This is a genomic window from Streptomyces sp. NPDC085866 (assembly GCF_044541035.1).
In the GTDB taxonomy this organism is placed as follows: Bacteria; Actinomycetota; Actinomycetes; order Streptomycetales; family Streptomycetaceae; genus Streptomyces.
This window is the reverse complement of the sequence record NZ_JBITSQ010000005.1, coordinates 146,824-173,803: the sequence shown is the minus strand read 5'-3', so window position 1 is coordinate 173,803 and position 26,980 is coordinate 146,824. Positions and strand designations below refer to the sequence as shown.

Annotated in this window: 29 protein-coding genes; 9 read left to right on the top strand and 20 right to left on the bottom strand. The window is 72.0% G+C overall.

The window, feature by feature from the left end:
- Window positions 1-57 precede the first annotated feature (57 nt).
- A complete protein-coding gene (locus tag ACIF83_RS13790) occupies window positions 58-1,032 on the bottom strand; it encodes an anti-sigma factor family protein (RefSeq protein ID WP_393468747.1) in 975 nt (324 codons plus the stop codon).
- Complete coding sequence (sigE, locus tag ACIF83_RS13785; RefSeq protein WP_393468744.1) at window positions 1,029-1,703, bottom strand: RNA polymerase sigma factor SigE; 675 nt, start codon at window positions 1,701-1,703, stop codon at window positions 1,029-1,031. The genes ACIF83_RS13790 and sigE overlap by 4 nt, the downstream gene beginning before the upstream one ends.
- Before the next feature lie 276 nt (window positions 1,704-1,979).
- Between sigE and ACIF83_RS13780 the strand changes: the two genes are divergently transcribed.
- Window positions 1,980-2,678 (top strand): O-methyltransferase, encoded by a 699-nt coding sequence (locus ACIF83_RS13780; RefSeq protein ID WP_386578307.1) that lies wholly within the window; start codon window positions 1,980-1,982, stop codon window positions 2,676-2,678.
- A gap of 87 nt (window positions 2,679-2,765) precedes the next feature.
- Here the strand turns inward: ACIF83_RS13780 and ACIF83_RS13775 are convergent, their stop codons facing one another.
- Window positions 2,766-2,933, bottom strand: coding sequence for a DUF3117 domain-containing protein (locus tag ACIF83_RS13775; protein WP_018544333.1), 168 nt, complete (start codon window positions 2,931-2,933; stop codon window positions 2,766-2,768).
- Between the two features lie 372 nt (window positions 2,934-3,305).
- On the opposite strand from ACIF83_RS13775, the gene ACIF83_RS13770 reads away from it, so the two are divergent.
- Window positions 3,306-4,109 (top strand): enoyl-CoA hydratase/isomerase family protein, encoded by an 804-nt coding sequence (locus ACIF83_RS13770; protein ID WP_393468741.1) that lies wholly within the window; start codon window positions 3,306-3,308, stop codon window positions 4,107-4,109.
- A gap of 13 nt (window positions 4,110-4,122) precedes the next feature.
- Here the strand turns inward: ACIF83_RS13770 and ACIF83_RS13765 are convergent, their stop codons facing one another.
- Complete coding sequence (locus ACIF83_RS13765) at window positions 4,123-4,719, bottom strand: DNA-3-methyladenine glycosylase I (protein ID WP_398137646.1); 597 nt, start codon at window positions 4,717-4,719, stop codon at window positions 4,123-4,125.
- The gene (locus ACIF83_RS13760; protein ID WP_393468736.1) at window positions 4,716-5,069 is read right to left on the bottom strand and encodes a DivIVA domain-containing protein; all 354 of its coding nucleotides are present in this window, start codon (window positions 5,067-5,069) and stop codon (window positions 4,716-4,718) included. The genes ACIF83_RS13765 and ACIF83_RS13760 overlap by 4 nt, the downstream gene beginning before the upstream one ends.
- Window positions 5,070-5,207: 138 nt before the next feature.
- Between ACIF83_RS13760 and folP the strand changes: the two genes are divergently transcribed.
- Window positions 5,208-6,068, top strand: coding sequence for a dihydropteroate synthase (gene folP / locus ACIF83_RS13755; protein WP_398137647.1), 861 nt, complete (start codon window positions 5,208-5,210; stop codon window positions 6,066-6,068).
- 30 nt (window positions 6,069-6,098) lie between these two features.
- Here the strand turns inward: folP and ACIF83_RS13750 are convergent, their stop codons facing one another.
- Window positions 6,099-6,857, bottom strand: coding sequence for a TIGR00730 family Rossman fold protein (locus tag ACIF83_RS13750; protein WP_398137648.1), 759 nt, complete (start codon window positions 6,855-6,857; stop codon window positions 6,099-6,101).
- A 104-nt stretch (window positions 6,858-6,961) separates the two neighbouring features.
- Window positions 6,962-8,041 carry a succinyl-diaminopimelate desuccinylase gene (dapE, locus tag ACIF83_RS13745; RefSeq protein WP_399726541.1) on the bottom strand — a complete coding sequence of 360 codons (1,080 nt, stop codon included), beginning with the start codon at window positions 8,039-8,041 and terminating at the stop codon, window positions 6,962-6,964.
- 98 nt (window positions 8,042-8,139) lie between these two features.
- Here dapE and ACIF83_RS13740 point away from each other — a divergent pair, with 98 nt between their 5' ends.
- On the top strand, window positions 8,140-9,132 hold the full coding sequence (locus ACIF83_RS13740) for a heavy metal transporter (RefSeq protein WP_399726538.1): 993 nt from the start codon (window positions 8,140-8,142) through the stop codon (window positions 9,130-9,132).
- A gap of 277 nt (window positions 9,133-9,409) precedes the next feature.
- Window positions 9,410-9,877 carry an ATP-binding protein gene (locus ACIF83_RS13735; RefSeq protein ID WP_399726535.1) on the top strand — a complete coding sequence of 156 codons (468 nt, stop codon included), beginning with the start codon at window positions 9,410-9,412 and terminating at the stop codon, window positions 9,875-9,877.
- Between the two features lie 272 nt (window positions 9,878-10,149).
- Here ACIF83_RS13735 and ACIF83_RS13730 read toward each other — a convergent pair whose 3' ends face one another.
- Both ACIF83_RS13730 and fdxA read right to left on the bottom strand, forming a co-directional pair.
- Entirely contained in the window at window positions 10,150-11,247 is a 1,098-nt protein-coding gene (locus tag ACIF83_RS13730; protein WP_398137652.1) for a bifunctional succinyldiaminopimelate transaminase/glutamate-prephenate aminotransferase, read from the bottom strand.
- 161 nt (window positions 11,248-11,408) lie between these two features.
- Window positions 11,409-11,726, bottom strand: a complete 318-nt coding sequence (gene fdxA / locus ACIF83_RS13725; RefSeq protein ID WP_010047804.1) for a ferredoxin — start codon at window positions 11,724-11,726, stop codon at window positions 11,409-11,411.
- Between the two features lie 140 nt (window positions 11,727-11,866).
- On the opposite strand from fdxA, the gene ACIF83_RS13720 reads away from it, so the two are divergent.
- Window positions 11,867-12,973: a GNAT family N-acetyltransferase gene (locus ACIF83_RS13720; protein ID WP_393468715.1), complete on the top strand. Its 1,107-nt coding sequence runs from the start codon at window positions 11,867-11,869 to the stop codon at window positions 12,971-12,973.
- A 29-nt stretch (window positions 12,974-13,002) separates the two neighbouring features.
- A complete protein-coding gene (locus ACIF83_RS13715) occupies window positions 13,003-13,869 on the top strand; it encodes a tetratricopeptide repeat protein (RefSeq protein ID WP_393468712.1) in 867 nt (288 codons plus the stop codon).
- 4 nt (window positions 13,870-13,873) lie between these two features.
- On the opposite strand, the gene ACIF83_RS13710 is transcribed toward ACIF83_RS13715, so the two are convergent.
- The 9 genes from ACIF83_RS13710 to ACIF83_RS13670 form a co-directional block, all read right to left on the bottom strand.
- Window positions 13,874-14,488 carry a response regulator gene (locus tag ACIF83_RS13710; protein WP_393468709.1) on the bottom strand — a complete coding sequence of 205 codons (615 nt, stop codon included), beginning with the start codon at window positions 14,486-14,488 and terminating at the stop codon, window positions 13,874-13,876.
- On the bottom strand, window positions 14,485-15,678 hold the full coding sequence (locus ACIF83_RS13705; protein ID WP_393468706.1) for a sensor histidine kinase: 1,194 nt from the start codon (window positions 15,676-15,678) through the stop codon (window positions 14,485-14,487). Before ACIF83_RS13705 ends, ACIF83_RS13710 begins: the two co-directional genes overlap by 4 nt.
- Window positions 15,675-16,415, bottom strand: a complete 741-nt coding sequence (locus ACIF83_RS13700) for an ABC transporter permease (protein WP_393468703.1) — start codon at window positions 16,413-16,415, stop codon at window positions 15,675-15,677. The genes ACIF83_RS13705 and ACIF83_RS13700 overlap by 4 nt, the downstream gene beginning before the upstream one ends.
- A complete protein-coding gene (locus ACIF83_RS13695; protein ID WP_399726529.1) occupies window positions 16,412-17,365 on the bottom strand; it encodes an ABC transporter ATP-binding protein in 954 nt (317 codons plus the stop codon). Before ACIF83_RS13695 ends, ACIF83_RS13700 begins: the two co-directional genes overlap by 4 nt.
- A 131-nt stretch (window positions 17,366-17,496) precedes the next feature.
- Window positions 17,497-19,866, bottom strand: a complete 2,370-nt coding sequence (locus tag ACIF83_RS13690) for a hypothetical protein (RefSeq protein WP_399726526.1) — start codon at window positions 19,864-19,866, stop codon at window positions 17,497-17,499.
- A 155-nt stretch (window positions 19,867-20,021) separates the two neighbouring features.
- On the bottom strand, window positions 20,022-20,438 hold the full coding sequence (locus ACIF83_RS13685; protein ID WP_398137655.1) for a DUF6113 family protein: 417 nt from the start codon (window positions 20,436-20,438) through the stop codon (window positions 20,022-20,024).
- A complete protein-coding gene (mshB, locus tag ACIF83_RS13680; RefSeq protein WP_399726523.1) occupies window positions 20,435-21,337 on the bottom strand; it encodes an N-acetyl-1-D-myo-inositol-2-amino-2-deoxy-alpha-D-glucopyranoside deacetylase in 903 nt (300 codons plus the stop codon). The genes ACIF83_RS13685 and mshB overlap by 4 nt, the downstream gene beginning before the upstream one ends.
- A 9-nt stretch (window positions 21,338-21,346) precedes the next feature.
- Window positions 21,347-21,628, bottom strand: coding sequence for a hypothetical protein (locus tag ACIF83_RS13675; RefSeq protein WP_399726520.1), 282 nt, complete (start codon window positions 21,626-21,628; stop codon window positions 21,347-21,349).
- 404 nt (window positions 21,629-22,032) lie between these two features.
- Entirely contained in the window at window positions 22,033-22,227 is a 195-nt protein-coding gene (locus tag ACIF83_RS13670) for a hypothetical protein (RefSeq protein ID WP_067128709.1), read from the bottom strand.
- Window positions 22,228-22,428: 201 nt separating this feature from the next.
- Here ACIF83_RS13670 and ACIF83_RS13665 point away from each other — a divergent pair, with 201 nt between their 5' ends.
- Window positions 22,429-24,558, top strand: coding sequence for an alpha/beta fold hydrolase (locus ACIF83_RS13665; protein WP_399726517.1), 2,130 nt, complete (start codon window positions 22,429-22,431; stop codon window positions 24,556-24,558).
- Window positions 24,559-24,669: 111 nt separating this feature from the next.
- Here the strand turns inward: ACIF83_RS13665 and ACIF83_RS13660 are convergent, their stop codons facing one another.
- Window positions 24,670-25,752 (bottom strand): ABC transporter ATP-binding protein, encoded by a 1,083-nt coding sequence (locus ACIF83_RS13660; protein ID WP_393468684.1) that lies wholly within the window; start codon window positions 25,750-25,752, stop codon window positions 24,670-24,672.
- Window positions 25,745-26,719 (bottom strand): ABC transporter ATP-binding protein, encoded by a 975-nt coding sequence (locus ACIF83_RS13655; protein ID WP_393468681.1) that lies wholly within the window; start codon window positions 26,717-26,719, stop codon window positions 25,745-25,747. The genes ACIF83_RS13660 and ACIF83_RS13655 overlap by 8 nt, the downstream gene beginning before the upstream one ends.
- A gap of 52 nt (window positions 26,720-26,771) precedes the next feature.
- On the opposite strand from ACIF83_RS13655, the gene ACIF83_RS13650 reads away from it, so the two are divergent.
- The coding region (locus tag ACIF83_RS13650) for a hypothetical protein (RefSeq protein WP_399727181.1) at window positions 26,772-26,980 on the top strand (209 nt) is incomplete at its 3' end.

Genomic DNA, 26,980 nt, shown 5'->3' with positions numbered 1-26,980 from the left:
CGCGGGCACGGCTTCACAGGATTCAACCAGGTTCGGCGGCCGCGGCGAAGAGGCAGGTCAGGGCGCCTGATGCGAGGGGGAGGCGGAGGGAGCGGAGGTGGTGTCGGGGACGGGGGTGGGGGCGGACAGCAGGCCGGGGCCGGTCACCTGGGGCGGCGCGGACCCGGAGGTCAGCGAGAACGGGGTGGTCTCGCTCAGCGGGCGTATCAGCGGGGAGACCGCGGCCGCACCCGCCATCACCGGGGCGGTCAGGTCGTGCACGGCGTCCTGGACCTGTCCCGTGGCCGGGGCGGGCACTCCGGGCACCAGCGGCGCGGACATGGAGGTCGGTGCCACCGAGGTCTGGCCGAGCAGGCTGCTGCCCTGGGCGAGCAGCGGTCCCACCGCGCGACGGCGCTGGGAGTCGGGTGTCGCCGCGCCCGTGCCCGCCGAACGCGTCGGCGCCACGTTGCCGCTGCCGGAGCCACTGCGGGCGTCCGCGGCCACGTCACCGGGGATGGCGGTGGTCACGCCGCCGAGAGCGAGCGCGGCCAGCGACACCGCGCCGGCGGCGGCGAACGCGAACCGCAGCCCGCGCGAGGCGGAGCGGTCGGCGTCCGGGCGGCCGACGGGATGGACACGGAAGCCGCGGTCCTCGGGGACGGCGGAATGGGCGGGCGAGGCGGGGACGTAGCCGAACTCGAAGCGCTCGCCGCGTCCCATGCCGAAGACGCCTGCCTCGGGGCCGGACCCGAACAGGCCGCCCTCGGGCGCCGACGTGCCGCCGCCGTCTGTGTCACCGCCCCCGGGAAGGCCCTGGAGGCGGGCCAGGAAGCTCTCGGAGGGCGGCGGCGGGGCCGCCTGCGCGAAGACGCTCTTCAGGCGTCGCTGGGCGTCCGCCTCCGCCTTGCACCGGGCGCAGGTGGCCAGGTGGGCGAGGACGCGCTCACGCGACTCATGACCGAGCTCTCCGTCCACCAGGGCGGAGAGTCGGTCTCCCAGGTGCTGCTCGGCGAAGTGCGCAGGAGCAGGTTTCGGTCGAGATCCACTCACGCGGTCGCGCCCCCTCCCCCCAGAGCGGGGACACGGGCCACGAAGGAGCGCCGCTCGGCCTTCCGCGCCTCGGGTGAACGGTGGGCGAGGGCCTTGCGCAGCTGGGAGCGGCCGCGGTGGATACGGGAGCGGACCGTGCCGAGCTTCACGCCGAGGGTCGCGGCGATCTCCTCGTAGGACAGTCCCTCGATGTCGCACAGGACGACCGCGGCGCGGAACTCGGGCGCGAGGGTGTCCAGGGCCTGCTGGACGTCCGCGTCGAAGTGGGCGTCGTTGAAGACCTGCTGCGGGGTGGGCTCGCGGCTGGGCAGCCGCTCGGCCGCGTCCTCGCCGAGGGCGTCGAAGCGGATGCGCTGCTTGCGCCGGACCATGTCCAGGAAGAGGTTGGTCGTGATGCGGTGCAGCCAGCCCTCGAAGGTGCCCGGCGAGTACGTCGACAGGGAGCGGAAGACGCGGACGAAGACCTCCTGGGTGAGGTCCTCGGCGTCGTGCTGGTTGCCCGTGAGGCGGTAGGCGAGTCGGTAGACCCGGCCGCTGTGCGTGCTGACGATCTCCTCCCACGTGGGCGGAGTCCATGCCTGCCCGTCCGCGTCGGTGGAGAAGGTCGCGGTCTGGGTCTCACCCGCGGCGAAGCCGGCGGTGTGGCTGGGTTCAGCAGCGGTGTCGGTCACGGATTTCGGCCTGCCCCCAGACCCGAGAAAGCGCCGCAGCACTCCTCCCCGGTCCCCGGGCGCAGCCGCACCTCCCCTGTCGGCTCTGGTGGTGTCCAGTGGAGCCCCTACCATAGCCACCTCGCCCGTTAGCTCCGGATAAGCGGTTTTACGAGAATTTGATACGCGCTGATACGGCTCATACGGCTGCGTCAGCATGTGCTCGGCGTCCTGATCCACCTCTTACCCCCCGTCGCGTCCCGGGCCACCGGCTCAACCCTTTAAACGCCCAGTCCCATCTGCGGGTTCCCGGCACCAACGGATACAGTCACGCCGAGGCAACCACGGGGACAGGAGAGGGTCATTACCGGCAACCGGCAGACGAGCTGGGCGTTCGCCGACGCCTTTGTCGCCGAGGACGAAGCGCTGCGCTGGGCCCGGGACCGGGCCCGGGAGGCAGGGCTGCGCTCGGTGTCGCCCGGCACGGGCGCCGCGCTGGGCATGCTCGCCGCCTCCGTGGACGCGAAGGCGGTCGCGGAGATAGGCACCGGCTGCGGAGTGTCCGGGATCCATCTGCTGCACGGCATGCGCCCCGACGGGGTACTCACCACGGTCGACCCGGAGCCGGAGCACCAGCAGTTCGCCCGGCAGGCCTTCCGCGCCTGCGGCTTCGCCAGCAACCGGGCCCGCTTCATCCCCGGCCGGGCTCTGGACGTGCTGCCCCGGCTCGCGGACGCCGGCTACGACCTCGTGTTCTGCGACGGTGACCGGCTGGAGTACTCGGACTACCTCGCTGAATCGTTGCGCCTGCTGCGGCCGGGCGGCCTGGTCGTCTTCGAGGGCATATTCGCCAACGGCCGTACGGTCGACTCGGGACCGCAGCCCACGGAGGTGCTGCGGCTGCGCGAGCTGCTGCGCACGGTGCGGGAGAGCCAGGAGCTGGTGACGTCACTGCTGCCGGTGGGCGACGGCCTGCTGTGCGCCGTCAAGCGGTGACGGGCGGGACGCGGAGGTCCGGGAACGCGGCTGCCCCGGCACCGCATGCGATGCCGGGGCAGCCGGTAGGACTGGATCGCGGGCGCGTCAGACGACGACCTTCTTGAGGGCGTCGCCGAGCGCCTCGGCCTCGTCAGGGGTCAGCTCGACGACGAGTCGACCGCCGCCTTCGAGCGGAACGCGCATGACGATGCCCCGCCCCTCCTTGGTCACCTCGAGCGGGCCATCGCCCGTCCGCGGCTTCATGGCCGCCATGCTCGTTCCCCTTCCTGAAACCAGCTCACCGTCTGCCGACGGCCCCGGGAGGGCACGCGCGGTCCTGAGCGGACACGCGACACCGGCATCGAACACATTGCTTCCAAGCCATTATCCCGCATCTCAGGACCCGATGACCAACATCAGTCGGCATCGCTTGGGCAACGCGCGCGAGCAAAACCACTCAATTCGGGGATGTGGCTGCGATACTGCGCCACCCCGCGGACGCCCTCCGAACGAATCCACTCCGGTTTTCTTTGACGCAGGTCACACGTCCGGTCCGGCTCTTGGACGGCGATCTCCGCCATGCTGTCCTTCGGACAGGGACGTACTGAGCGGTACGTCACCAGCGACGACCGGAGGGGATGCGCCATGGCCGACACCGTGCTCTACGAGGTGAGCGACGGACTCGCGACGATCACGCTGAACCGCCCCGAGGCGATGAACGCGCTGAACATCGCGACGAAGGTCGCCCTCAGGGAGGCGGCGGAATCCGCGGCAGGGGACACCGCCGTACGGGCGATCCTGCTGACCGCGGCCGGCGACCGGGCGTTCTGCGTGGGCCAGGACCTGAAGGAGCACATCGGGCTGCTGGCGGCGGACCGTGAGACGGGGTCCGGGCAGACGATGAGCACGGTCAAGGAGCACTACAACCCGATCGTGAAGGCGCTGGCCGGGGCGCCCAAGCCGGTCGTCGCCGCGGTGAACGGTGTCGCGGCCGGGGCGGGCTTCGGCTTCGCGCTCGCCGCGGACTACCGGGTGGTGGCCGAGACGGCGGCGTTCAACACCTCCTTCGCGGGTGTCGCACTGACCGCGGACTCCGGCATCTCCTGGACGCTGCCGCGGGTGGTCGGCCCGGGCCGCGCCGCCGACCTGCTGCTCTTCCCGCGCAGCATCAGCGCCCAGGACGCACTGGAGCTGGGCATCGCCAACCGCCTGGTGCCGGCCGCCGAGCTGCGGGCCGAGGGCGAGAAGGTCGCCCGGGCCCTGGCCGAGGGCCCGACCGTGGCCTACGCGGCGATCAAGGAGGCGGTCGCCTACGGCATGACGCACTCCCTCGCCGAGACCCTGGAGAAGGAGGACGAGCTGCAGACGCGGGCGGGCCGGTCCGAGGACCACACGATCGCCGTGCAGGCCTTCGTGAACAAGGAGAAGCCGAAGTACCTGGGCCGCTGAGGTCACCCAGCAGCTAGCGGGCGGGTTGGTCGGTGCGGCTCACGCACGCTTCCAGGTGGTCGTTCACCAGCCCGCACGCCTGCATCAGGGCGTACGCCGTCGTGGGGCCGACGAATCTGAGGCCGCGTTTCTTCAGCGCCTTCGACAGAGCCGTGGACTCCGGGGTGACCGCGGGGACGTCGACGAGGGTCTTCGGGGCCGGGCGGGCGGCCGGGTCGGGGGCGTGCGACCAGATGAACTCGTCCAGCTCGCCCTCCGCCCAGTCGGCGAGCACGCGCGCGTTGGCGACCGTCGCGTCGATCTTGGCGCGGTTGCGGATGATGCCCGGATCGGCCAGCAGCCGCTCGCGGTCCTCGTCCGTGAACGCGGCGACCTTCTCGATCCGGAAGCCCGCGAAGGCCGTACGGAAGCCCGGGCGGCGGCGCAGGATCGTGATCCAGGACAGGCCCGACTGGAAGGCCTCCAGGCTGATCCGCTCGAAGAGGGCGTCGTCGCCGTGGACCGGGCGGCCCCACTCCTCGTCGTGGTACGACACGTAGTCCTCGGTGGACAGGGCCCACGGGCAGCGCAGCGCGCCGTCGGGCCCGGCGAGGGCGGCCCCGTCGCTCATCGCTGCTCCTCCTGGCCCGGCCGCTCAAGGCGGGCGTGCGCGGCGGCCGCTCTGGCGCCGGCCAGCGCGGACTCCAGGTCGGCGATGCGGGCGTCCCGCTCCGCGAGTTCGGCGGCGACGCGGGCGAGGACGTCGTCGACGTCCGCCATGCGGTAGCCGCGCGGGACGAGCGGGAAACGCACGCTCTCGATGTCCGCGCTGCCGACCGGGCGGTCCGGGGGCAGCGGGTCCTGCAGCCGCTCCGGGGCCGCCTCCGGCAGCGGTGCGCTCTCACCGCCGCTCACCACGGCGAGTGTCACCGCGGCCACCACGACGGCGAGGGCGACGACCAGGAACAAGAACATAACCATCGCTGAGGTCCCCACGCTCCTTGCGCCCGACGCTGTGCCGGAAGCTGAATCTGTCAGGCTCCGATCGTGCCATGCGAGTCTGACAGTTAGGGTCGCAGGCGGCCGTACTGCGGGACGTACTAGGAGAGGTCACAGCGGATGCTCAGGCTGGGCAGGCGGGAATTCGGGCCCCACGAGCCGGTGATCATGGCGATCGTGAACCGGACGCCGGACTCCTTCTACGACCAGGGGGCCACGTTCCGCGACGAGCCGGCGCTCGCTCGGGTGGAGCAGGCGGTGGCCGAGGGGGCCGCGATCATCGACATCGGCGGGGTGAAGGCCGGGCCGGGCGAGGAGGTCACAGCCGAGGAGGAGGCGCGGCGCACGGTCGGGTTCGTCGCGGAGGTACGGCGTCGCTTCCCGGACGTGATCATCAGTGTGGACACCTGGCGGGCCGAGGTCGGCGAGGCGGTGTGCGAGGCGGGGGCGGACCTGCTGAACGACGCCTGGGGCGGGGTCGATCCGGGGCTCGCGGAGGTTGCCGCGCGGTACGGCGTGGGGCTGGTGTGCACGCACGCGGGAGGGGTCCAGCCGCGGACCCGGCCGCATCGGGTCACGTACGACGACGTCATGGACGACATCCTGAAGGTGACCGTGGGGCTGGCCGAGCGGGCCGTTTCGCTGGGGGTGCCCCGGGAGTCGGTGCTGATCGATCCGGGGCACGACTTCGGGAAGAACACGCGGCACAGTCTCGAGGCGACGCGGCGGCTGGACGAGATGGTCGCCACGGGGTGGCCGGTGCTGGTGTCTCTGTCCAACAAGGACTTCGTGGGCGAGACGCTGGACCGCCCGGTGAAGGAGCGGTTGATCGGGACGCTGGCGACCACGGCGGTGTCGGCGTGGCTCGGGGCACAGGTGTACCGGGTCCACGAGGTGGCCGAGACCCGCCAGGTACTCGACATGGTGGCGTCGATCGCCGGGCACCGGCCCCCCGCGGTCGCCCGACGAGGCCTGGCCTGACCCCGGGGGCGGAGCCCCCGGGGGTGGGGTTCAGCGGGCTGCTTCCTTCGAGACCAGGGCTACTGCCTCCTCGACCTCGTCGGTCACGTGGAACAGGAGCAGGTCCTTCTCGGAGGCCTTGCCCCGGGCCACCAGGGTGTTGTGCAGCCAGTCCACCAGGCCGCCCCAGTACTCGCTGCCGAAGAGGACGATCGGGAAGCGGGTGACCTTCTGGGTCTGGACGAGGGTGAGAGCCTCGAAGAGTTCGTCCAGGGTGCCGAGGCCGCCCGGGAGGACGACGAAACCCTGCGCGTACTTGACGAACATCATCTTGCGGACGAAGAAGTAGCGGAAGTTGAGGCCGATGTCGACGTAGGGGTTGAGCCCCTGCTCGAAGGGCAGCTCGATACCGAGGCCCACCGAGATGCCACCCGCCTCCAGCGCCCCCTTGTTGGCCGCCTCCATCGCCCCGGGGCCACCGCCCGTGATCACGGCCCAGCCGGCCTCGACCAACCCTCGGCCCAGCCGCACACCGGCGTCGTACTCGGACGAGTCCACCGGTGTCCGCGCGGAGCCGAACACGCTGATGGCAGGGGGAAGTTCGGCCAGCGTGCCGAAGCCCTCGATGAACTCCGACTGGATCCGCAGGACCCGCCACGGGTCGGTGTGGACCCAGTCGGAGGGCCCGCCCGCGTCCAGCAGCCGCTGGTCGGTCGTACTGGCCGTGACCTGACTGCGCCGTCGGAGGACCGGGCCGAGCCGTTGCTCGTCCGGCGGCTGCTTCTTCCCCTCGGGGTTTCCGGTAGCCATGTGCGCTCCCTCCGCTTGCCGGTAGTTCGACCTCAGACTAGATCTACGCGGGTTACGGAGGGGGGACGTATGCGTGTCCGCCTTGAAGCGGCGTACCGGAACCTTTACGCCGTGAGCCAGGTGCGCAGCCGCTCCTCGCCCGCCAGGATCTTGGCCACCTCGACCCGCTCGTCGCGCTTGTGCGCCAAGTGCGGGTTGCCGGGACCGTAGTTGACGGCCGGAACGCCGAGCGCGGAGAAACGGGAGACGTCCGTCCAGCCGTACTTGGGCTGCGCGGTGCCGCCCACCGCCTCGATGAAGGCGGCCGCGGCCGGGTGGGAGAGGCCGGGCAGCGCGCCGGGGCTGTGGTCGTCGACGACGAACTCGGACACGCCGCAGTCCGCGAACACCTCGCGGACGTGCGCGATCGCCTCCTCCTCGGTGCGGTCGGGGGCGTAACGGAAGTTGACGCTCACCACGCACTCGTCCGGGATGACGTTGCCCGCGACTCCGCCGGTGACGCGGACCGCGTTCAGGCCCTCGCGGTACTCCAGGCCGTCGATGACCGGGTAACGGGGCTCGTAGGAGGCCAGCCTGGCCAGGATGGGGGCCGCCGCGTGGATGGCGTTGGAGCCCATCCAGCTGCGCGCCGAGTGGGCCCGCTCGCCGGTGGTCTTCAGCAGGACCCGCAGCGTGCCCTGGCAGCCGCCCTCGACCTGGCCGTCGGAGGGCTCCAGGAGGACGGCGAAGTCGCCCTGCAGCCAGTCCGGGTGGGCCTCGGCGACGTGCTTGAGGCCGTTGCGCTCGGCGGCGACCTCCTCGTTGTCGTAGAACACGAAGGTCAGGTCACGGTTGGGGGCGGGGACCGTGGCCGCGATGCGCAGCTGCACCGCCACGCCGGACTTCATGTCGCAGGTGCCGCAGCCCCAGAGCACGCCGTCCTCGTCCAGCCGGGACGGCACGTTGTCCGCGATGGGCACGGTGTCGATGTGGCCGGCCAGGATGACCCGTTCCGCCCGGCCCAGGTTCGTCCGGGCGATCACGTTGTTGCCGTACCGGTCGACGGTGAGGTGCGGCAGGGCACGCAGGGCGGTCTCGATCGCGTCCGCGAGGGGCTTCTCGGCGCCGCTCTCGGAGGGGAAGTCCACGAGTTGTGCGGTGAGCGCGGCGGCGTCCAGCGTGAGGTCAAGCGAGGTGTCGGCCATGGTCCCGACCCTAGCGCGCACGCACGCCGGGCTCGGGACTGCGCTGCGCCCGGTGGACCCGGCGTGAGGGGCGGGGAGGCCTCCAGTACCTTGTACGCGTGCCAGAGCCGTCCCCCACTCGCCCCAAGCGCCGCGGCCGCCTCGTTCGAATCGGTGCGGCCCTGTTGGTCCTGTCCGGCGTCGCCGCCTATCTCGTGGTGCAGTACGTCACCGGAGGCCCGGGCGCGAGAGGCTGCAGGGTGGTCTCCGGCACGGGTGACGGGGCGGCGTACGAGTTCACGCCCGAGCAGGCGGTGAACGCGGCGACGATCGCGGCGGTCGGCACCGGGCGGGGCATGCCCGAGCGGGCGGTGACCATCGCGCTGGCGACCGCCATCCAGGAGTCGGGGCTGCGCAACATCCAGCACGGTGACCGGGATTCCCTGGGCCTGTTCCAGCAGCGGCCCTCGCAGGGCTGGGGCACCGAGCAGCAGGTCATGGACCCGGCGTACGCGGCGGGCATCTTCTACGCGCACCTGGCCCGGGTGCCCGACTACACCGACCTGCCGCTGACGGTGGCCGCGCAGCGGGTGCAGCGCAGCGGCTATCCGGAGGCGTACGCCAAGCACGAGCCGGACGCCACGCTGCTGGCGGCCGCGCTGACCGGGCACGCGGCGGCCACGCTGACCTGCGACGGGCGCCCGGAGCGTACTGCCGAGGCGACCGGGCCCGACGCGGTACGGGCCGCGCTGGTGCGGGACTTCGGGCGGGACGCGCTGCAGGAGACCGGGGCGGAGGTGGGCGGTACGGAGGTTCCGTCGCCGTCGCCCTCCCCGAGCGTGACCGCGACGGCGCACGGGCGGACCGTGACCGTACCGGTGTCCGAGGGCCGCAGGACGGACGGCGACGAGCGCGACGAGCGGGAGCGGGGCTGGCAGCTGGCGCAGTGGGCCGTGGCCAACTCCTCGTCGCTGCACATCCAGCGGGTGGCGTACGCGGGGCGGGAGTGGACCGCCGGGAGCAACGGCGGTCAGTGGCGCACGGCCGGCACGCAGGGGGCCGCGGGGGCGGAGAAGTCCGCGGGGGCGGTCCGGATCATCACCGGACAGTAGTACGGGGGCTCACTCGGCCGGGTTGTACGGCTTCGGGGTGGGCGTGTTTTCCCGCGGATTTCGGCGTGGATTCGGGACCCCTTGGAAACCAAGGGCTGTAAGGATTCTGCGGGATCGCACGGTGGCGCTCTTTGCCCGTTTTTATCCACAAACGATAATGCGATGCGTTATCCATTCTTTACCTTTGGCCTCCGCAACCTTCGTCGGCTTCGAGTCGGTAGTCACGGCGTCCGAGTACGGACACAGTCACCGTTCTCCACCCGTCGAATGGAGCATCATGTCCCTCCCCCTGACCCGCCGGATCGCCCGTGCCGCGCTGCTCGTCGCAGCGGGAGCGGCCGCCGGGGTCGGTGCGGCCGGCTCTGCCGGCGCGGCCACGAACCTGCCGGCGGCGCCCGCGAACCTCGGCGGCGTGACCGCCCTGGACGGGGCGCACGTCGGCAACACCGTCGACGGTGCGGCGCAGAACGTCACCGATCTGGCGGGTAACGCGGGCAGCAAGGCGGTCAAGCAGGCGGTGCCGGCCGCGGGCAGGACCGGCGGTGGTGCCGTGAAGAAGACGACGCCTGCGGTGCAGAAGGCCGCGGGGGACGCGACCGCGACCGCGGGGGGTGCCCTCGGGGACACCGCGTCCGGCGTGACGAAGGGTGGGCTGCCGACGGAGTCTCTCACCAAGGGTGGGCTGCCCACGTCGTCCCTGCCGACGTCGTCCCTGCCGACGAAGGGTCTGCCGCTGGGCGGCTGAGGCCCGGTCACGGCGACGGGGCCCAGGGACTTCCCTGGGCCCCGTCGCCTTTTGCCTGCGTCGGCAGGGGCCGGGCAGCGCTCGAGCCGTGCCCGGCACTGCAGGCCGTGCCCACCCGTTCCGCCCTGCGGAACGACTGCCCACGGCAGCCGGGCGGGCGGCGGCCGGGAGAGCGGTTTCGGCGGCAGCCACTGCCGTGGCGGGGGCTGCGCCAGCGGTGGCGGGAGCTGCGGCAGCGGTGGCGGGAGCTGCGGCAGCGGCTTCAGGGACGGTTACGTCGTCAGGCGGGCTACCGCTGCGCGGACCCTCTCGTCCGTCGCCGTGAAGGCCACGCGTACGAAGTTCTCGCCCGCCTCGCCGTAGAAGTCGCCGGGGGCCACCAGGATGCCGAGGTCGGCCAGGTGGGACACCGTGGTCCAGCAGGACTCGTCCCGGGTCGCCCAGAGGTAGAGGCTGGCCTCGCTGTGTTCGATGCGGAAGCCGTGGTTCAGGAGGGCTTCGCGCAGGAGGGCGCGGCGGGCCGCGTAGCGCTCGCGCTGCACGTGGACGTGCTCGTCGTCGCCCAGGGCCGCCACCACCGCCGCCTGTGTCGGCGCCGAGGTCATCATGCCGCCGTGCTTGCGGATCTCCAGGAGGGGCCCCAGGACCGCCGGGTCGCCGGCCACGAAGGCGGCGCGGTAGCCGGCCAGGTTGGACCGCTTGGAGAGGGAGTGGACGGCGAGGATGCCGTCGTAGGAGCCGCCGTTCACGTCGGGGTGCAGGACCGAGACCGGGTCGGCCTCCCAGCCCAGCTCCAGGTAGCACTCGTCGGAGACGAGCAGGACGCCGTGCTCGCGGGCCCAGGCGACCATGCCGGTCAGCTCGTCCTTGGAGAGGACCTTGCCGGTGGGGTTGGAGGGCGAGTTCAGCCAGAGGAGCTTCAGGTTCGCCGGGTCCAGTTCGCGCGGGTCGTCGTAGACCTCGTACGCGGCGCGGGCCAGGCGGGCGCCGACCTCGTACGTCGGGTACGCCAGGCGCGGGTAGGCCACCTTGTCGCCGGGGCCGAGGCCCAGCTGGGTCGGCAGCCAGGCGACCAGTTCCTTGGAGCCGACGATCGGCAGGACGTGGCGGTGGGTGACCCCACGGGCGCCCAGGCGGCGCTCCAGCCAGCCGGTGATCGCGTCACGCAGCGCGGGGGTGCCCCAGACCGTCGGGTAGCCGGGCGAGTCGGCCGCGTCGACCAGGGCCTTCTGGATCAGTTCGGGGACCGGGTCGACCGGGGTGCCGACGGACAGGTCGACGATGCCGTCCGGGTGCGCGGCGGCCGTCTTCTTGTACGGCTCAAGCTTGTCCCAGGGGAACGTCGGAAGACGGTCGGAGACTGCGGACACGGGATCTTGCTCGCTTTCGTCGGTACGGCAAACGCCTCGGTCCCGTACGGCGCGATCTGGGCGATCGGGCCGTGCGGGCCGAGGCGATGGGTTCCCCCCTGCTCGGGCGAAGCCGAGAGCTCGGGGGAGGGTGGTGGGCCGCTTGGCCGCTCAAACGGTCACTAGGCCTGCGGCGGCAGCGCGGCGATGAAGGGATGGTCGCGCTCGATCAGACCCAGCTTGCTGGCACCACCGGGAGAGCCCAGCTCGTCGAAGAACTCGACGTTCGCCTTGTAGTAGTCCTTCCACTCCTCCGGAGTGTCGTCCTCGTAGAAGATCGCCTCAACCGGGCAGACCGGCTCACAGGCACCACAGTCGACGCATTCGTCCGGGTGGATGTACAAGGACCGTGAGCCCTCGTAGATGCAGTCGACCGGGCACTCCTCGATGCACGCCTTGTCCTTCACGTCGACACAAGGCTGCGCGATGACGTAGGTCACGCTGTCGTTCCTCCTCGATAGGGCGCTGGCGGGCCTCCATAGGCTCCGCCGCCTGGCGCGCGGGAGCGCGGCGTCGTCGATGCCCGCCCCTAGTATCTCCGTTCCGGGGCATGATCCATACAGGAGGGGTGAACTGACCAGTGGAAATCTCGGCGAAAGGGCGCCTCGAGGTCCGTATCACCACTGCTGACGTGGGCAAACGGGTCTCCGTACGGCGCTTGAGCGAACCTGGAGCGACGGAGGAGAAGTTCACCGACACGGTGGGTGTTCTCACATCATGGGACAACGGAGTGCTCATGATCACACGGCGGGACGGACGGAGTGTCCGGATCCCTGAGTCCGTGCTGGTCGCGGGCAAGGTGGTCCCGGCCGCGCCGGCCCGCCGCCGGGGTCCGGCCGCGAGCTACCCGGAGCTGGCGCGGATCACCGCGCGCGCGTGGCGGCCGGTGGAGAGCGAGTCGCTCGGCGAGTGGGAGCTGCGGGCCGCAGTCCAGGAGGTGCCGCCCGCAGGGCGTCCGTGGGGGGTGGTGGCCGGGCGACGGGCGGGCTTCACGCGGCGGGCCAACAGTGTGCTGCCGCTCGGTGACCCGGGACGTCCGCTCGACGCGGCGCTGGAGGCCGTACGACGCTGGTACGGCGAGCGGGGCCTGCCCGCCTACGTGCAGACCGCCACCGGCGCCGAGGGCGCGCAGGAGCTGCTGTGCGCGGAGCTCGAGCGGCGCGGCTGGGTGCGGGAGGTGACCGCCGAGCTGTGGATCGGGGCGCTGGCTCCGGTCGCGGACCGGGCCGAGGGCACCGGGGTGGAGCTGTCCCGGGAGGCGGACGAGGCGTGGCTCGCGCGGTACCAGCGCAAGGGGGCGAGCGAGGTGGCCCTGCGGGTGCTGAACAGCGGACCGTCGGTGTGGTTCGCGACCGTGCCCGGTGCGGCCGGGGAGCCGCCTGCGGCGATCGGGCGGTGTGTGGTGGACGGACGCTGGGCCGGTTTCGCCGCCGTCGAGGTCGATCCCGCCCGGCGACGGCAGGGGCTGGCCACCGAGGTGATGGCCGCGCTGGCCCGCCGCGCCCTGGACGAGGGCGCCTCGGCGGCCTGGCTCCAGGTGGAGGACGACAACGAGGCGGCCCGCGCCCTGTACGCCGACCTCGGCTTCGCCCCGCACCACGCGTACCACCACTACCGGGCACCGGAAGAGAGCGCGGACGAGCGCCCTCACCCCGGTCCGAAGAACACTCGCGTCGAACGGTCGTAGGGATCGCTGTGGACGGGCATGAGCCAGGCATGCGGCACCGTTTCCTTCCGCCTCCGTATCCGCCCCCGCCGGAGCGGTCCGCCGAGGTGCGGCGGCGGTTCGGGGAGGAGGCGCGGTCGGAGCGGCCGGATCTGTCGGCGCTGTGTCTGCTGATCGGTGCCGAGGCGGACGGGACGCTGGACGAGGCCGGGATGGACGCGGCCCAGCTGGAGCTGGACCGGCTGGCCGGGCTGCTGCCGTACCGGCCGGGCGGACCGCCTGCCTGGGCGCAGGCGCTGTGCCGGCTGCTGGGTGAGCGCTACGAGTTCCACGGGACCCCGTCCGACTACCAGCGGCTGGAGTGCTCGCTGCTGCACGAGGTGCTGCGGCGGCGGCGCGGGCTGCCGATCCTGCTGTCGGTGGTGTGGATGGAGGTGGCGAGGCGGGCGGGCGCCCCGGTGTACGGGGTCGCGCTGCCGGGGCACTTCGTGGTCGGGTTCGGGGCGGCGGAGGAGCAGGTGCTGGCCGATCCGTTCGACGGCGGGAAGGTGCTGACCGGGGCGGATGCCGAGCTGCTCGTGGTGGGGGCCACGGGGGCGCCGCTGCAGCCGTCGATGCTGGTGCCCGCGACGCCTCTGGAGGTCGTGCAGCGGATCCTGAACAACATCCGGGCGTGGGCCTCGGCCCGGCCCGAGCGGTCGGACGTCGCGCTGCGGGCCGTGGAGTTGAGCCTGCTGCTGCCCGCGCATCCGGCTCGGTTGCGCTACGAGCGGGGTCAGCTGCTGGTGCAGCGCGGTGAGTTCGCGGCGGGGGCCGAGGAGCTGGACACGTACGCCCACCTGATCGAGGTCGTCGACGAGTCGGCTGCCCGGAAGGTGCGGCAGCAGGCCCACACGGCCCGGTCGATGCTCAACTGAGCCCTCAGAGCCAGCCCTTCTCCCGGGCGATCCGCACCGCCTCCGCCCGGTTCCGTACCGCGAGCTTCTGGATGGCCGTGGAGAGGTAGTTGCGGACCGTGCCCTGGGAGAGGTGGAGGGCCTGGGCCAGCTCCGCGTTGGTGGAGCCGTCGGCCGCGGCGCGGAGCACCTCGCGCTCCCGGTCGGTGAGGGGGTTGGCGCCCTCGGCCAGCGCGGCCGCGGCCAGGGTCGGATCGATGACCCGCTCCCCCGACAGCACCTTGCGGACCGCGTCGGCGAGTTGGGCGGCCGGCGCGTCCTTGACGAGGAACGCGTCGGCGCCCGCCTCCATGGCGCTGCGCAGATAGCCGGGGCGGCCGAAGGTGGTGAGGACGACGAGCTTGACCGCGGGGTACTCGCGGTGCACCCGGGCCGCCGCCTCGATGCCGGTGCAGCCGGGCATCTCGATGTCGAGCAGCGCCACGTCGACGCCGTGCGCGCCGACGGCCGCCACCACCTCGTCCCCGCGCGCGACCTGGGCGACGACCTCGATGTCGTCCTCCAGGCCGAGAAGTGCGGCCAGCGCCTCGCGGACCATCGACTGGTCCTCGGCCAGGAGGACCTTGATCGTGCTCGTCATGCCCCGGATCCTACGTCCGCCGAGGCGGCCGCAGGCACCCGGGCGACCAGCCGGAACCCTTGCTTGACCCGGCCCGCCTCCAGCGCGCCGCCGACCTTCTCCAGACGCTCGGTCAGACCGGTCAGACCGTTGCCCGGGCCGGTGCCGGAACCGCCGGATCCGTTGTCCTCGACGCAGAGTTCGAGGACCGGGCCGTCCAGGGTCTGGCGGCGCAGGACCTGTACGACGCACCGGTCGGCGCCGCTGTGCCGGACCACGTTGGTGATCGCCTCGCGCAGCGCCCAGGCGAGGGCGGACTCGGCCTCCTCCGGGATGCCGTCGAGGTCGGGTTCCCCGGGCACCTCGGCCACCACCCCGGCGGCGGTCAGCGCGACCTGGGTACCGGCGAGTTCGGCGGCGAGGCGGGGGCGGCGGTAGCCGGTGACGGCCTCGCGGACGTCGACCAGGGCCTGGCGGCTGACCTGTTCGATGTCGGCGACCTGCTGGGCGGCCTTGTCCGGGTGGTCGGGCAGCATCCGGCCGGCCAGCTCGCTCTTCAGCGTGATCAGCGAGAGCGAGTGGCCCAGCAGGTCGTGCAGGTCGCGGGCGAGGCGCAGTCGCTCCTCGTTGGCGGCGAGCTGGGCGACGGTGGCCCGGGCCTTGCGCAACTCGATGGTGGTCCGCACCAGTTGGCTGACACCGGTCATCGCGAATCCGATGAGGATCACCAGGAGGAGCAGGCCGCGGGCCTCCTTCTCGTCGAAGTGCAGGCCGATGAGGTACATCACGGCGCCCGACGCCGGGATCGCCCAGTAGGCCGCCCGCACCGGCAGGGTCGCCCCGCAGGCCACCGAGAGGTAGACGAAGAGTCCGAGCCAGGCGCTACCGAGGGTGTAGGCCAGCACGGGGGCGAGAACGCCGAGGATCGCGCCCAGGGTGAGGACGAGGCGCGGGGAAAACGGCCGGCCGATGTTGCGGAAGACCAGCGTCAGATAGACCCCGACGAAGGCCGCGAGGCCGAACGAGCCGGCCACCCTGGCGCCAGTGGTGTGTCCGCCGTTGATCAGGTCGTCGACCGGCGAGCTGAGGAAGACCAGCCAGACGCCGATCCACAACACCTTGACCAGCAGCTCGCGCCGGTTGCGGGGCGGCCAGCCCACGGGTGCGTGCTTCGTGTCCCCCGCCGTCCGGTCTTCCGTCATCGTGCTCACGCCTTCAGCGTGTCCTTCCGGTACAGCCAGGCCGCGCCGCCCGCGAAGAGGACGAAGGAGACGACGAGGATGGCGATGTCCTGGGCTTCCGGGGCCTGGCTCTGTTCGATCGCGCGCCCCAGAGCAGCGTACGCGTGCGTGGGGAGCCACTTGGCGATGTCCTGGAGCCACTGCGGGAAGGTGGTGGTCGGCATCCACAGGCCGCCCAGCATCGACATGCCGAAGTAGGTGATCATCGTGATCGGGCGGACCGCGTCCCCGCTGGCGAGGTAGCCGATGGCGACGCCGAGCGCGGCGAAGACGAGGCTGCCGGCCCAGATGGCGCCGGTGAGAGCGAGCCACTGCCAGGCGTCGAGTCGTACGTCCTTCACGGCCGCGGCGACGACGAAGACGATGACGATCGACGGAAGGCTGACGACGGCCGCGCTGGCGGTCTTGGCGAGGACGTAGCCGCGCCCCGGGAGGGTGGTCAGCCGGAGCTGCCGTACCCAGCCGCTCTCGCGCTCCTTGGCGATGCGCTCGCTGTTGCCCATCAGGACGGCGGTCAGCGCGCCGAAGGAGGCCATGGAGACCATCATGTAGGTCGGCAGGGTGAGGCCCGAGCCGTCGATCTTCGTCTTGGAGTCGGCGTTGCCCGCGATGAGCAGGAACAGGGCCGAGGGGTAGATCACCGAGAAGAACAGGAACTTGCGGTTGCGCAGGGCGCGGGCGAGTTCGAGCTTGATCAGGCTGCTCATGACTGCTTGGCCTCCTCGGCCTCCGTGATGGCGACGAACGCCTGCTCCAGGCCGAGGCCGGCGACTTCGAGGTTGCGGGGGTAGACGCCGAGGCCGTACAGGGCGTGGACGGTCGCGTCGGCGTCGGAGGACTGGATGCGGACGGTCTGACCGGAGCCCGCGGCGGAGCCGCTGTTGGACACAGTGACGGAGGTGAGGAAGGGCAGGCCGCGCAGGGCCGCCTCGTCGATGTTCCCCTCCAGGTCGAAGGAGACCCGGCGGGCGCCCGCCTTGGCCTTGATCTCGGCGGCGGTGCCGTCGGCGAGGAGGCGGCCGCGGTGCAGCACGAGCACGCGGTCGGCGATGGCGTCGGCCTCTTCGAGGTAGTGGGTGGCGAAGAGGACCGTACGGCCCTGGTCGGCCTGTTCCCGCATGGTGGCCCAGAAGGCCTGGCGGGCGGAGACGTCCATACCGGTGGTCGGCTCGTCCAGGACGATCAGATCGCTGTCGCCCGCGGTGGCGAGGGCGAAGCGGACGCGCTGGGCCTGGCCGCCGGAGAGCTTGTTGACCTTGCGGTCGGCGATCTGCGTGAGGCTCGCGCGGGCGAGGACGTCTGCGGACTTGTACGGCTTCGGGTGCAGCGAGCAGGCCAGCTTCACCAGCTCGGCGACGGTGACCTCGTCCATCAGCCCGCCGCTCTGCAGCATGGCCCCGACCCGCCCGGCGACGATCGCCTCGCGCGGGCTGGTCCCGAACACGCTCACCGTGCCGCCGTCGGCCTGCTTGAGGCCGAGGAGCAGGTCCAGGGTGGTGGACTTGCCGGCCCCGTTCGGGCCGAGGAGGGCGACGGTCTCGCCCGGGTACAGCCGGAGCGAGAGCCCGTCGACGGCCCGTACGCTCCCGTACGTCTTGGTCACCTGGTCGAACCCGACCACCGGGGTGGTGGTGGCCGGTGCCGCTGTCGTTGTCATGCCCACCATGCTGGCCGTGGGGGCCCTGGACGCGGCAGTGTCCGCGGTCCCGAGTGCCGGATGACAGATGTCATGCGATTCGGGTGACACGCGCGCAGGGGGCGCCCGGCGGACGCCCCCTGTCGGTCGCGCTAGTTCGGGTTCGTGGGAATGACCGCGACCCGGTTGGTCTTGCTCATCAGCGCCTGGCGCAGGGCGACGTAGACGTCCTGCGGGGTGACGGCCGTCTTCTTGCCGTTGGCCCGGGTGATGAGCACGCCGTCGAAGGCCTGGCCGTACAGCTGCTTCAGGGCTGCCAGGTCGGGCTTGTCGGTCAGCTTGCCGTCGGGAGTGGCCTCCACCCTGAGGAACTTCCACAGCGAGTTCTGCGGGCTCATCGGGACCGAGTGCGCCGCGTCCGTCTGGACCGTGACCCGGGCCGACATCGCCGGTTCGGCGAAGGCCTTCATCTCGCGGTCGACCTCGGCGTTCGAGACCGTCGGCTGCTTGGTGGTCGTCGGCACGGTCACCGGGGTCGCCGTGCCCGTCTCCACCAGCTTGCGGTAGGCCTGTTCGACCGCCTGGGTCGACCGGGCCGCGTCGATGGCCTTGCCCGCCTTGCCGTAGACGGCCACGGCCTTGCCGGCCTTGAACGTGATGGTGCCGTCGGCGACCGCGCCGGAGCCCGAGCCGCCGCCGGCCTGCTCGAGCGCGGCCTGGAGCTTCTCGTCGTCGACCGGCATGACCGGCTCGACCTCCCGCTTCTGACCGAAGAGGGAGCCGATCACGGAGACCGGGTTGTAGTCGCTCTTCGCGGCCTCGCTGACGGTGCTCTGGAAGTCGAACTGCAGGCCCGCGTTCTCCGGCGTCAGGGACACCGTCCGGCCGCCCACGGAGAGCTTCAGCGGCTTGTCGACCCGGCTGCCGAAGGCGTCGTCGAGCTTCTTTACGGCGTCGTCGCGGGTGCCGCCGCCGATGTCGACGCCGAGCACGGTGGTGCCCTTGGGCACGTCGGTGTGGTTCATCAGCAGGCCGGCGCCGTAGGCACCGCCCGCGAGGACGAACACGCCGACGCCGAGCAGCACGACCTTGCTGCGGCCCTTCTTCTTCGGCTTGGCCTGGGCCTTGGGCTGCGGGGCCGGGTCGGGCAGCTTGGGCGCCGTGTGCGGCACCGGGCCGTCGGAGTGCGCGCCGGCGCCGAACGGGGCGTTCCCGGCGGACGGGACGACCGGGATGCCGCTGGTGACGGTGTGTCCGGAGACGTTGTCCGGGGCGCGGTAGCCGGGCGTGCCCGGTTCGGGGGCCGGCTTCTGCGGGGTGAGGATCGCGGTGTCGTCGCTGAGGCCGCCGCCGGGTGCCGTGGCGGGGCCGGGGAAGGCGCCGGTGGCGGCCGGACCGCCCGGGCCGGTCTGGCCGTTCGCGCCGCCGGGGAGGTGGTGGCTGCCGGTGTCGTAACCGCCGGGCAGCTGGTGGCTGCCGGTGTCGTAGCCGCCGGGCAGCTGGTGGCTGCCGGTGTCGTAGCCGCCCGGAGAGTCGAAGGACTCGCCGAGGTCCCGGTCCAGATCACTGAGCGAGCTCCGCGGAGCGGCCGGCGGGACGAACGGTCCGTCGCCGGTGACCGGTCCGCCGGTGGGGCCCGCGGGGCCCTGCGGGCCGCGGCCGCCCTGACCGTTCGGCCCGTTGAAGCCACTGGGACCGCCGGGGCCGCCGGACGCGCTCGCGCCGGGGGTGCCGCCGCCGATTCCGCTCGTGCCGCCGCTCTCCGCGAAGTACGGCAGGTCGTCGCGGCTCGGTTCGCCGCCGCCGGTCGCACCGGGGCGGGAGCCGCCGCGCGAGCCCGCGGCCAGCACCTCGGTCACGTCGAAGGAGCCGGTGCCGCCGCCGTGCCCCGGGGCCACGGGGCCGCCGGTGGCGCTGGGCAGGCCCGAGCCGTTCGTACCGCCGGGGCGAGGGCCGCCGGGCGCGCTCATGGAGCCGACCACACCACCGGGGCGGCCGCCGCCGGTGCGAGTGCCGCCGGCACCCGAGGCGCTCGGACCGCTCGGCTGGGCGCTCGGCTTGCTCGGCGCGGCGGCGGAACCGCCGGGCGTCCCGGCGCCGTTCGTGCCGCCGGCACCCGGACCGCCCTTGGGCGCGCCGGACTTGCGGGGCGCAAACCAGTCGCTGGGCTTCTCCTCGGCCTGCGGGGCGGGCTCGACGGGGGGTGCGACGGTGCCGGCGGACATCGCGGCGGCGGGAGCCGGCCGCGTGTCGGCGCCGGAGTCGTCCGCGCCGGCATCGCCGTCGCCGACGGGCTTGCGCACGACGACCGGCGGGATGGGCCGGGACCCGGGGATGTTGATCCGGATCCGCGTCGTCAGCGTGGTCTCGGTCTTGCGTTCCTCGGGCTGGGTGGCCGAACGGCCCGCGTCCGCGCCGGCGTCGGAAGCCATGGGGGTTCCGTACGGCGGCGTCCCCGAGGGGTATGCGGCTCCGCCGGACCCGTTGGGCCCGGAGGACGGAGTGTCAGTTTCACGACTCAAGGCAGGTTCTCCCGGTTGGCTCCGCCGCCCGTTACGACCTCAGCGGGCAGCTCGGCGGCGCGCACCACCATACTGGCCACGTCTGGCGCGCATCCCATGACCGCTGAGGAAACCCACACCGGACTCGCACGTGCGCCGCACGGCGAAGTGGTACGTCACTTGCCAAGTCGGGCAGGACCGTCGACGGGTTGCCGTCCGGGGGCAAGGGTGGCGCAGATCACAGCGAGGGCCATGCCGCCGAGCAGGAAGAGGTAGGAGCCAATTCCCGCGCCGAACAGGAAGTCGCCCTCGCTGCGGGTGTAGGTGAGCAGGACGACGGCGACGATCCAGCCGGCCACCGGCGCGACCGCCCCGGCCCGGCCGCCGAGCGCGTACGCCCCGCCGAAGAACAGCCCGCCCGCGCCCGCGAGGGCGAGCAGCAGCCCGCCCGGGAACCAGGCGGCCTGGACCAGGGCTCCGGCGAGCCCGACGATCGCGCCGAGCAGGAACAGCCCGAGGTAGGCGGCCATCCGTCCGGCCGAGGGCCGCTGCATCGGCTGGGCCAGCATCGAGCCCCGTCCGCCGCCGCTCATGACGCCTCCCCGGTGGCGATGCCGGCGAACAGGTCGGTCTCCCCGGGCTGCGCCCGGCCATGCACCAACTCGTAGTACTCGGTGGTGAACAGCGGCTGGGCGAGTTCGTTGGAGAGCGCGAAGTACGGCTCGGCCACATCGATCTGGGTGGCGTGGGCACGCATCGCGGCGGCCTTGGCGGCGGCGTGGGCGCTGCCGTCGATCGCGGTGGTGATCCGCTCGTCGTCGACCACACCGGGTACGTCGGCCAGCGAGGCGCTCTTCGCGAACGGGAGGCTCGGCAGCTCGTCCTGGAGGCGGGCGAAGGCGGCCTCGGCGACGGAGCGCGGGACGCGGTTCCAGTAGACCTTCTCGATCCGGTGCCCCTGTTCGGCCGCCAGTTCGACGGCCCGCATGGCCACGCGGTGGGCCTGGATGTGGTCCGGGTGGCCGTACCCGCCGTTGTCGTCGTACGCGACGAGGACCTGCGGGCGGACCTCCAGGATCACCTCGACGAGCGACCGGGCGGCCTCGTCCAGGTCGGCCTGCCAGAAGCAGGCGGGGTCCTCGTTGTCGGGAATGCCCATCATGCCGGAGTCGCCGTAGCGGCCCGCGCCGCCGAGCAGCCGCAGGTCCGCGACGCCCAGCTCACCCAGGGCGGCGCTCAGCTCGCCGCGCCGGTGTGCGCCCAGCGCGGCGCCGGTGAGATGCCGCAGCTCGGGCGGCATGACCTCGCCGCGCTCCCCCAGGGTGCAGGTGACCAGGGTCACGTGGGCACCCTCGGCCGCATACCTGGCCATGGTCGCGCCGTTGTTGATCGACTCGTCGTCCGGGTGTGCGTGCACCAGCAGCAGACGCCGGGCGAAGCGGGATGGGGATCCCCCCTGCTCGAAGAGCGTCGGGGAGGGCAGTTCCGTCATGGGACCACCCTACGAGGCGGCGGCGCTTCCCTCGGCCACCTCCTTCCAGTTCGGCATCGGCCACTCGCTCTCGGGGCGCCCCGCCGTGACCAGCAGGCCGGCGAGGAGGGTGCAGCCGGCCGCCCACCAGAAGGCGGCGGTGCAGCCGCGCAGCATCGCCGCGCCGGTCCATTCGGACCCGCCGAGGCGAGCGAAGAGGACACCGGCGACCACCGCCGAGCCGATCGCCTCGCCCAGGTGCCGGGTCGCGGTGACGGCGGCCGACGCCCCGCCGGAGTGCTGCGGGGCCACGGCGTCGGTCGCGAGGCGATCAGGACGCGGGGTGCGGCACGGTGCAGCAGGCGGGCAGAGACCTGGGCCCCCATGACGATCGCGGCGGCCAGGGACATGAACGCCCCGCCGACCCTGATCAGGGGGGTAGCCCTGGACGCTCCCCAGGTAGTGGCCAGGGCGCCGAAGAGACCGACGACACCGACGCCGGACAGGGCCAGGGCGAGGTAGCCGCCGACGCAGCTGCGGTCCTTCAGGACGTACGGTGCGCCCGGCCTCGGAACGCCCCCAGGTGGACCGGACCCATACCGTCCTCGCCCAACCGGGCGATCAGTGGGTGCGGGCCCGTACGGCTCGGGTCACCCGCGATCAACTGGTCCACGACTGGAAGGCAGTGGAACTGTCCAACCGGACGCGAGGCCGCCTCAGAACTTGATGCTGCCGATCATGCTGGCGACGTTCGTCGTCAGCTCACTGATCGTGGGCGCGATGGTCGAGGAGGCGAGGTAGAAGCCGAGCAGTATGCAGACGACCGCATGGCCACCCTTCAGTCCTGACTTCTTGATCAGCAGGAAGACGATGATCGCCAGCAGCACCACCGCCGAAATCGAGAGTGCCACGGCGGCTCACCTCCAAAGATCCCAGGGACGCGGGGGGTTCGGACTATGGGGGTTGTCACTCGGTCGTAGATCAGTAGAGCAACTTCATGCACACGCCGGCAGGTTCATACCCACTCAGCGGTAGTGATCATAACTATCCGTGCTCGCGCATCGCTCGGCGCACGGCCGCACAAGGGGGCGCATGGCCAATATGGTCGGGGTATGACGACCGAGGCTGACTCCTTCCCCCGTCGGCACGCCCGCACGCAGCGGTTCACGCTCGGCGCGCCGCGTGCGTTCACCGTGGCACCCGACGGTTCGCGTGTCGCGTTCCTGCGTTCGCGCTCCGGCACCGACCGGGCCAACTCCCTGTGGATCCTCGATCCGACGGACGGCACCGAGCGCCTGGCGGCCGATCCGCACGCCCTCCTGGAGGGCGCCTCGGAACAGCTCTCGCCCGAGGAGCGGGCGCGCCGGGAGCGCAGTCGGGAGGGCGGGGCCGGCATCGTCGGCTATGTCACCGACGCGGCCGTGGAGTTGGCGACTTTCGCCTTGTCAGGGCGGCTTTTCATGGCCGAGCTGCGGGCCGGTACGGCGCGTGAACTCAGGGTCCCCGCACCGGTGATCGACCCGCGTCCGGCGCCGGACGGGCGGCACATCGCGTACGTGGCGCAGGGCGCGCTGCGGGTGACGGGAGCCGAGGGCGCGGACGACCGGGCACTGGCCGAACCGGAGGCCGATCAGGTCACCTACGGACTCGCCGAGTTCATCGCGGCCGAGGAAATGGGACGTTCACGCGGATTCTGGTGGGCGCCGGAGTCGGACCGGCTGCTGGTGGCACGCGTGGACGACACGCCGGTGCGGCGGTGGTGGATCGCCGACCCGGCCCACCCGGAGCGTGAGCCACAACACGTCGCGTACCCTGCGGCCGGGACGGAGAACGCGAACGTACGTCTGTTCGTGATCGACCTCGACGGCAGTCGCACGGAGGTCGTCTGGGATCGTGCGCGTTATCCGTATCTGGCCCGTGTGCACTGGTCAGAGGCGGGTGCGCCGCTGCTCCTGGTGCAGGCCCGGGACCAGCGCAGCCAGGTGTTCCTGGCGGTGGATCCGGACTCGGGTTCAACCCGGATGGTGCACGCAGATGAAGATCCAACATGGCTGGAACTTTTCGCCGGAGTGCCCTGCTGGAGCCCGTCCGGGCAGCTTGTCCGAATCGCGGACGAGGGGGGCGCCCGGGTGCTGACGGTGGGCGAACGGCCTTTGACCGGACCGCAGTTGCACATCCGTGCGGTACTCGACGTGACGGCCGACGACGTGCTGGTTTCGGCGTCGGCGGGCGAGGAGGCGGAGTCCCCGGAGACTGGCGAGGTTCATGTCTACCGGGTGAACGAACTCGGCGTGGAGCGCGTGTCGCAGGAGCCCGGGGTGCACTCGGCGGTGCGCGGCGGAGGCGTGACGGTCCTGGCCTCCGCGACGCTCGACAGCCCGGGCACCCTTGCCCAGGTGCTGCGTGACGGAAAACGAACGGCGACTGTCCGGTCCTGCGCCGAAGTTCCCGGTTTGTCGCCGCGGGTGACCCTCACCGAAGGGGGCGCACGCAGAATTCCGTGCGCCGTGCTTATGCCTACGGACTACCCCGGTGACACGCCCCTGCCCGTGCTCCTGGACCCCTACGGTGGCCCGCACGGCCCGCGTGTGGTGGCCGCGCACAACGCGCATCTGACCTCGCAGTGGTTCGCCGACCAGGGCTTCGCGGTGATCGTCGCCGACGGCCGGGGCACGCCGGGCCGCTCGCCGGCCTGGGAGAAGGCGGTCCACCGCGACTTCACGCTCACCCTGGACGACCAGATCGAGGCCCTCCAGGACCTGGCCGGGCGCTACCCCCTCGACCTCTCCCGGGTGGCCGTCCGCGGCTGGTCCTACGGCGGCTACCTGGCCGCCCTCGCAGTCCTGCGCCGCCCCGACGTCATCCACGCGGGCATCGCGGGCGCCCCGGTCACGGACTGGCGCCTCTACGACACCCACTACACCGAGCGCTACCTCGGCAACCCTATCGAGGACCCGGCGACGTACACGCGCAACTCCCTGGTCACCGACGAGGGCCTCTCCTCCGCCGCCGAGCCGCACCGCCCCCTGATGATCATCCACGGCCTGGCCGACGACAACGTGGTGGCCGCGCACACCCTGCGGCTCTCCTCGGCCCTGCTCGCCGCGGGCCGCCCCCACGAGGTGCTCCCCCTGTCCGGCGTCACGCACATGACCCCCCAGGAACAGGTCGCGGAAAACCTGCTCCTGCTCCAGGTGGACTTCCTCAGGCGTTCGCTGGCACAACCGTGCAAACACGCATGAACTGCGTTTACACGCAGGCAACTTCACGGAAGCGGCACCGATATACGAACGCGCGAGTCTGAACAGCGTACGGCCGTGCGGGTGCCGTAAGCGGGCCGGGGATGCGCCATGTCACCCCGGCCCGTTGCCGTTCCCTCCGGGCTTCTCCGGCGGGACCACTTGCCCCGGCGCGGAGCGCCTGATCGACAGCGTCTCCGCGAAGTGACAGGCCGAGTCGTGGGCGGCGGGACCGGGTGTGCGGCGGAAGTCCTCGGGGACCGCCAGGAGCGGGACCTCCAGGGTGCAGCGTTCCCTGGCCTTCCAGCAGCGGGTGCGGAAGCGGCAGCCCGAGGGGATCTTCGTCGGGGACGGGACGTCGCCGACGAGGATGATCCGCTCACGGTGGTCGCGGGCCTCGGGGTCGGGAACCGGGACGGCGGAGAGAAGCGCCTGGGTGTAGGGGTGGGTGGGGTGGTCGTAGATCTCGGCGTCCCTGCCGATCTCCACGATGCGGCCCAGGTACATGACCCCGACCCGGTCCGAGATGTGCCGGACGATCGACAGGTCGTGCGCGATGAAGACGTAGGAGAGGTCGAACTCCGACTGGAGGCGGTCCAGCAGGTTGATCACCTGGGCCTGGACCGAGACGTCCAGGGCGGAGACCGGCTCGTCGGCGACGATCACCTCGGGGCGCAGGGCCAACCCCCTCGCGATGCCGATGCGTTGGCGCTGGCCGCCGGAGAACTGGTGCGGGTAGCGGTTGATGTACTCGGGGTTGAGGCCGACCACGTCCAGCAGCTCCTGCACCCTGCGGCGCCGGTCGCCCTTGGGGGCGGCTTCCGGGTGGATCTCGTACGGCTCCCCGATGATGTCCCCGACCGTCATCCGGGGGTTGAGGGAGGTGTACGGGTCCTGGAAGACCATCTGGATGTTGCGGCGCACCGCCTTCAGGGCCCGGCCGGACAGCCGGGTGATGTCCTCGCCCTTGAACCTGATCGAGCCCGCCGTCGGCCGCTCCAGGCTGCACAGCATCTTCGCCACCGTCGACTTGCCGCAGCCCGACTCCCCGACGATGCCGAGGGTCTCGCCCTTGACGAGGGCGAAGTCGACGCCGTCGACCGCCTTCACCGCGCCGACCTGCTTCTTGAACAGGATCCCCCGCGTCAGCGGGTAGTGCTTGACGAGGCCGCTGACCTCCAGGATCGGCTCAGCCATGCAGGCACTCCCTCCAGAAGTGGCAGGCGCTGCCGCGCTCCTCGGAGACCTCGTAGAGCGGGGGTACGTCGGTGCGGCAGACGTCCTGGGCCATCGGGCAACGGGGGTGGAAGGCACAGCCTGGCGGGATGTTCATGAGGTTCGGCGGCAGGCCCTTGATGGCGTACAGCTCCTGCCCCTTCTGGTCCAGGCGCGGGATGGAGTCCAGCAGGCCTCGGGTGTAGGGGTGGGCGGGCGCCTTGTAGATGTCGTGGACGGGGGCCGACTCGACGATCTTCCCCGCGTACATCACGGCGATCCGGTCGGCCACGTCCGCGACGACGCCCAGGTCGTGCGTGATCAGGATCAGGCCCATGTGGTACTCGCGCTGCAACTCCGCCAGCAGGTCCATGACCTGGGCCTGGACGGTGACGTCGAGGGCGGTGGTGGGCTCGTCGGCGATGATGAGGGCCGGCTCCAGCGCGAGGGCCATCGCGATCATGATGCGCTGGCGCATACCGCCGGAGAACTGGTGCGGGTAGTCCCTGATCCGCTCCTCGGCGGCCGGGATGCGCACCCGGTCCATCAGTTCGACGGCCTTGGCCCGCGCGTCCTTCTTCGACATCCCCCGGTGCACGACGAACATCTCGCCGAGCTGGTCGCCCACGGACAGAACGGGGTTGAGCGCCGACAGCGCGTCCTGGAAGATCATCGCCATTCCGGCGCCCCGGATCCTCCGCCGCTCCTCCTCCTTCAGCTTCAGCACGTCCTTGCCCTGAAAGAGGATCTCGCCCTCGGTGATCCGCCCGGGCGGCATGTCGAGGATGCCCATGACGGCCTGCGCGGTGACCGACTTGCCGGAACCGGACTCGCCGAGCACGGCGAGCGTCTCACCCGCGTCCACGCCGTAGCTGACACCGTTGACGGCCTTGGCGACCCCGTCCCGGGTCCGGAACTCCACATGCAGGTCACGCACTTCGAGCAGCACGGCGACTCACCTCAGCCTCGGGTCCGGGGCGTCGCGCACCGCGTCGCCGAGCATGACGAAGGCCGGCACCCTGCTCGCCGGGGCGCCGGAGGACCACGGGCGGGCGGCCGCCGGCACACACCTCCCGCACCCCACCCCGGGCCCGCACCCCACGCGCACTTCACACACTTCGAGCAGCACGGCGACTCACCTCAGCCTCGGGTCCGGGGCGTCGCGCACCGCGTCGCCGAGCATGACGAAGGCCGGCACCCTGCTCGCCGG

Bases quoted from the DNA above. Each gene is read 5' to 3' on its own strand.
- ACIF83_RS13775 (WP_018544333.1), bottom strand. From the start codon at position 2,933: ATGGCGGCCATGAAGCCGCGGACGGGCGATGGCCCGCTCGAGGTGACC.
- ACIF83_RS13770 (WP_393468741.1), top strand. From the start codon at position 3,306: ATGGCCGACACCGTGCTCTACGAGGTGAGCGACGGACTCGCGACGATC.
- ACIF83_RS13765 (WP_398137646.1), bottom strand. From the start codon at position 4,719: ATGAGCGACGGGGCCGCCCTCGCCGGGCCCGACGGCGCGCTGCGCTGC.
- ACIF83_RS13760 (WP_393468736.1), bottom strand. From the start codon at position 5,069: ATGGTTATGTTCTTGTTCCTGGTCGTCGCCCTCGCCGTCGTGGTGGCC.
- folP (WP_398137647.1), top strand. From the start codon at position 5,208: ATGCTCAGGCTGGGCAGGCGGGAATTCGGGCCCCACGAGCCGGTGATC.
- ACIF83_RS13750 (WP_398137648.1), bottom strand. From the start codon at position 6,857: ATGGCTACCGGAAACCCCGAGGGGAAGAAGCAGCCGCCGGACGAGCAA.
- dapE (WP_399726541.1), bottom strand. From the start codon at position 8,041: ATGGCCGACACCTCGCTTGACCTCACGCTGGACGCCGCCGCGCTCACC.
- ACIF83_RS13735 (WP_399726535.1), top strand. From the start codon at position 9,410: ATGTCCCTCCCCCTGACCCGCCGGATCGCCCGTGCCGCGCTGCTCGTC.
- ACIF83_RS13715 (WP_393468712.1), top strand. From the start codon at position 13,003: ATGCGGCACCGTTTCCTTCCGCCTCCGTATCCGCCCCCGCCGGAGCGG.
- ACIF83_RS13710 (WP_393468709.1), bottom strand. From the start codon at position 14,488: ATGACGAGCACGATCAAGGTCCTCCTGGCCGAGGACCAGTCGATGGTC.
- ACIF83_RS13700 (WP_393468703.1), bottom strand. From the start codon at position 16,415: ATGAGCAGCCTGATCAAGCTCGAACTCGCCCGCGCCCTGCGCAACCGC.
- ACIF83_RS13695 (WP_399726529.1), bottom strand. From the start codon at position 17,365: ATGACAACGACAGCGGCACCGGCCACCACCACCCCGGTGGTCGGGTTC.
- ACIF83_RS13685 (WP_398137655.1), bottom strand. From the start codon at position 20,438: ATGAGCGGCGGCGGACGGGGCTCGATGCTGGCCCAGCCGATGCAGCGG.
- mshB (WP_399726523.1), bottom strand. From the start codon at position 21,337: ATGACGGAACTGCCCTCCCCGACGCTCTTCGAGCAGGGGGGATCCCCA.
- ACIF83_RS13665 (WP_399726517.1), top strand. From the start codon at position 22,429: ATGACGACCGAGGCTGACTCCTTCCCCCGTCGGCACGCCCGCACGCAG.
- ACIF83_RS13660 (WP_393468684.1), bottom strand. From the start codon at position 25,752: ATGGCTGAGCCGATCCTGGAGGTCAGCGGCCTCGTCAAGCACTACCCG.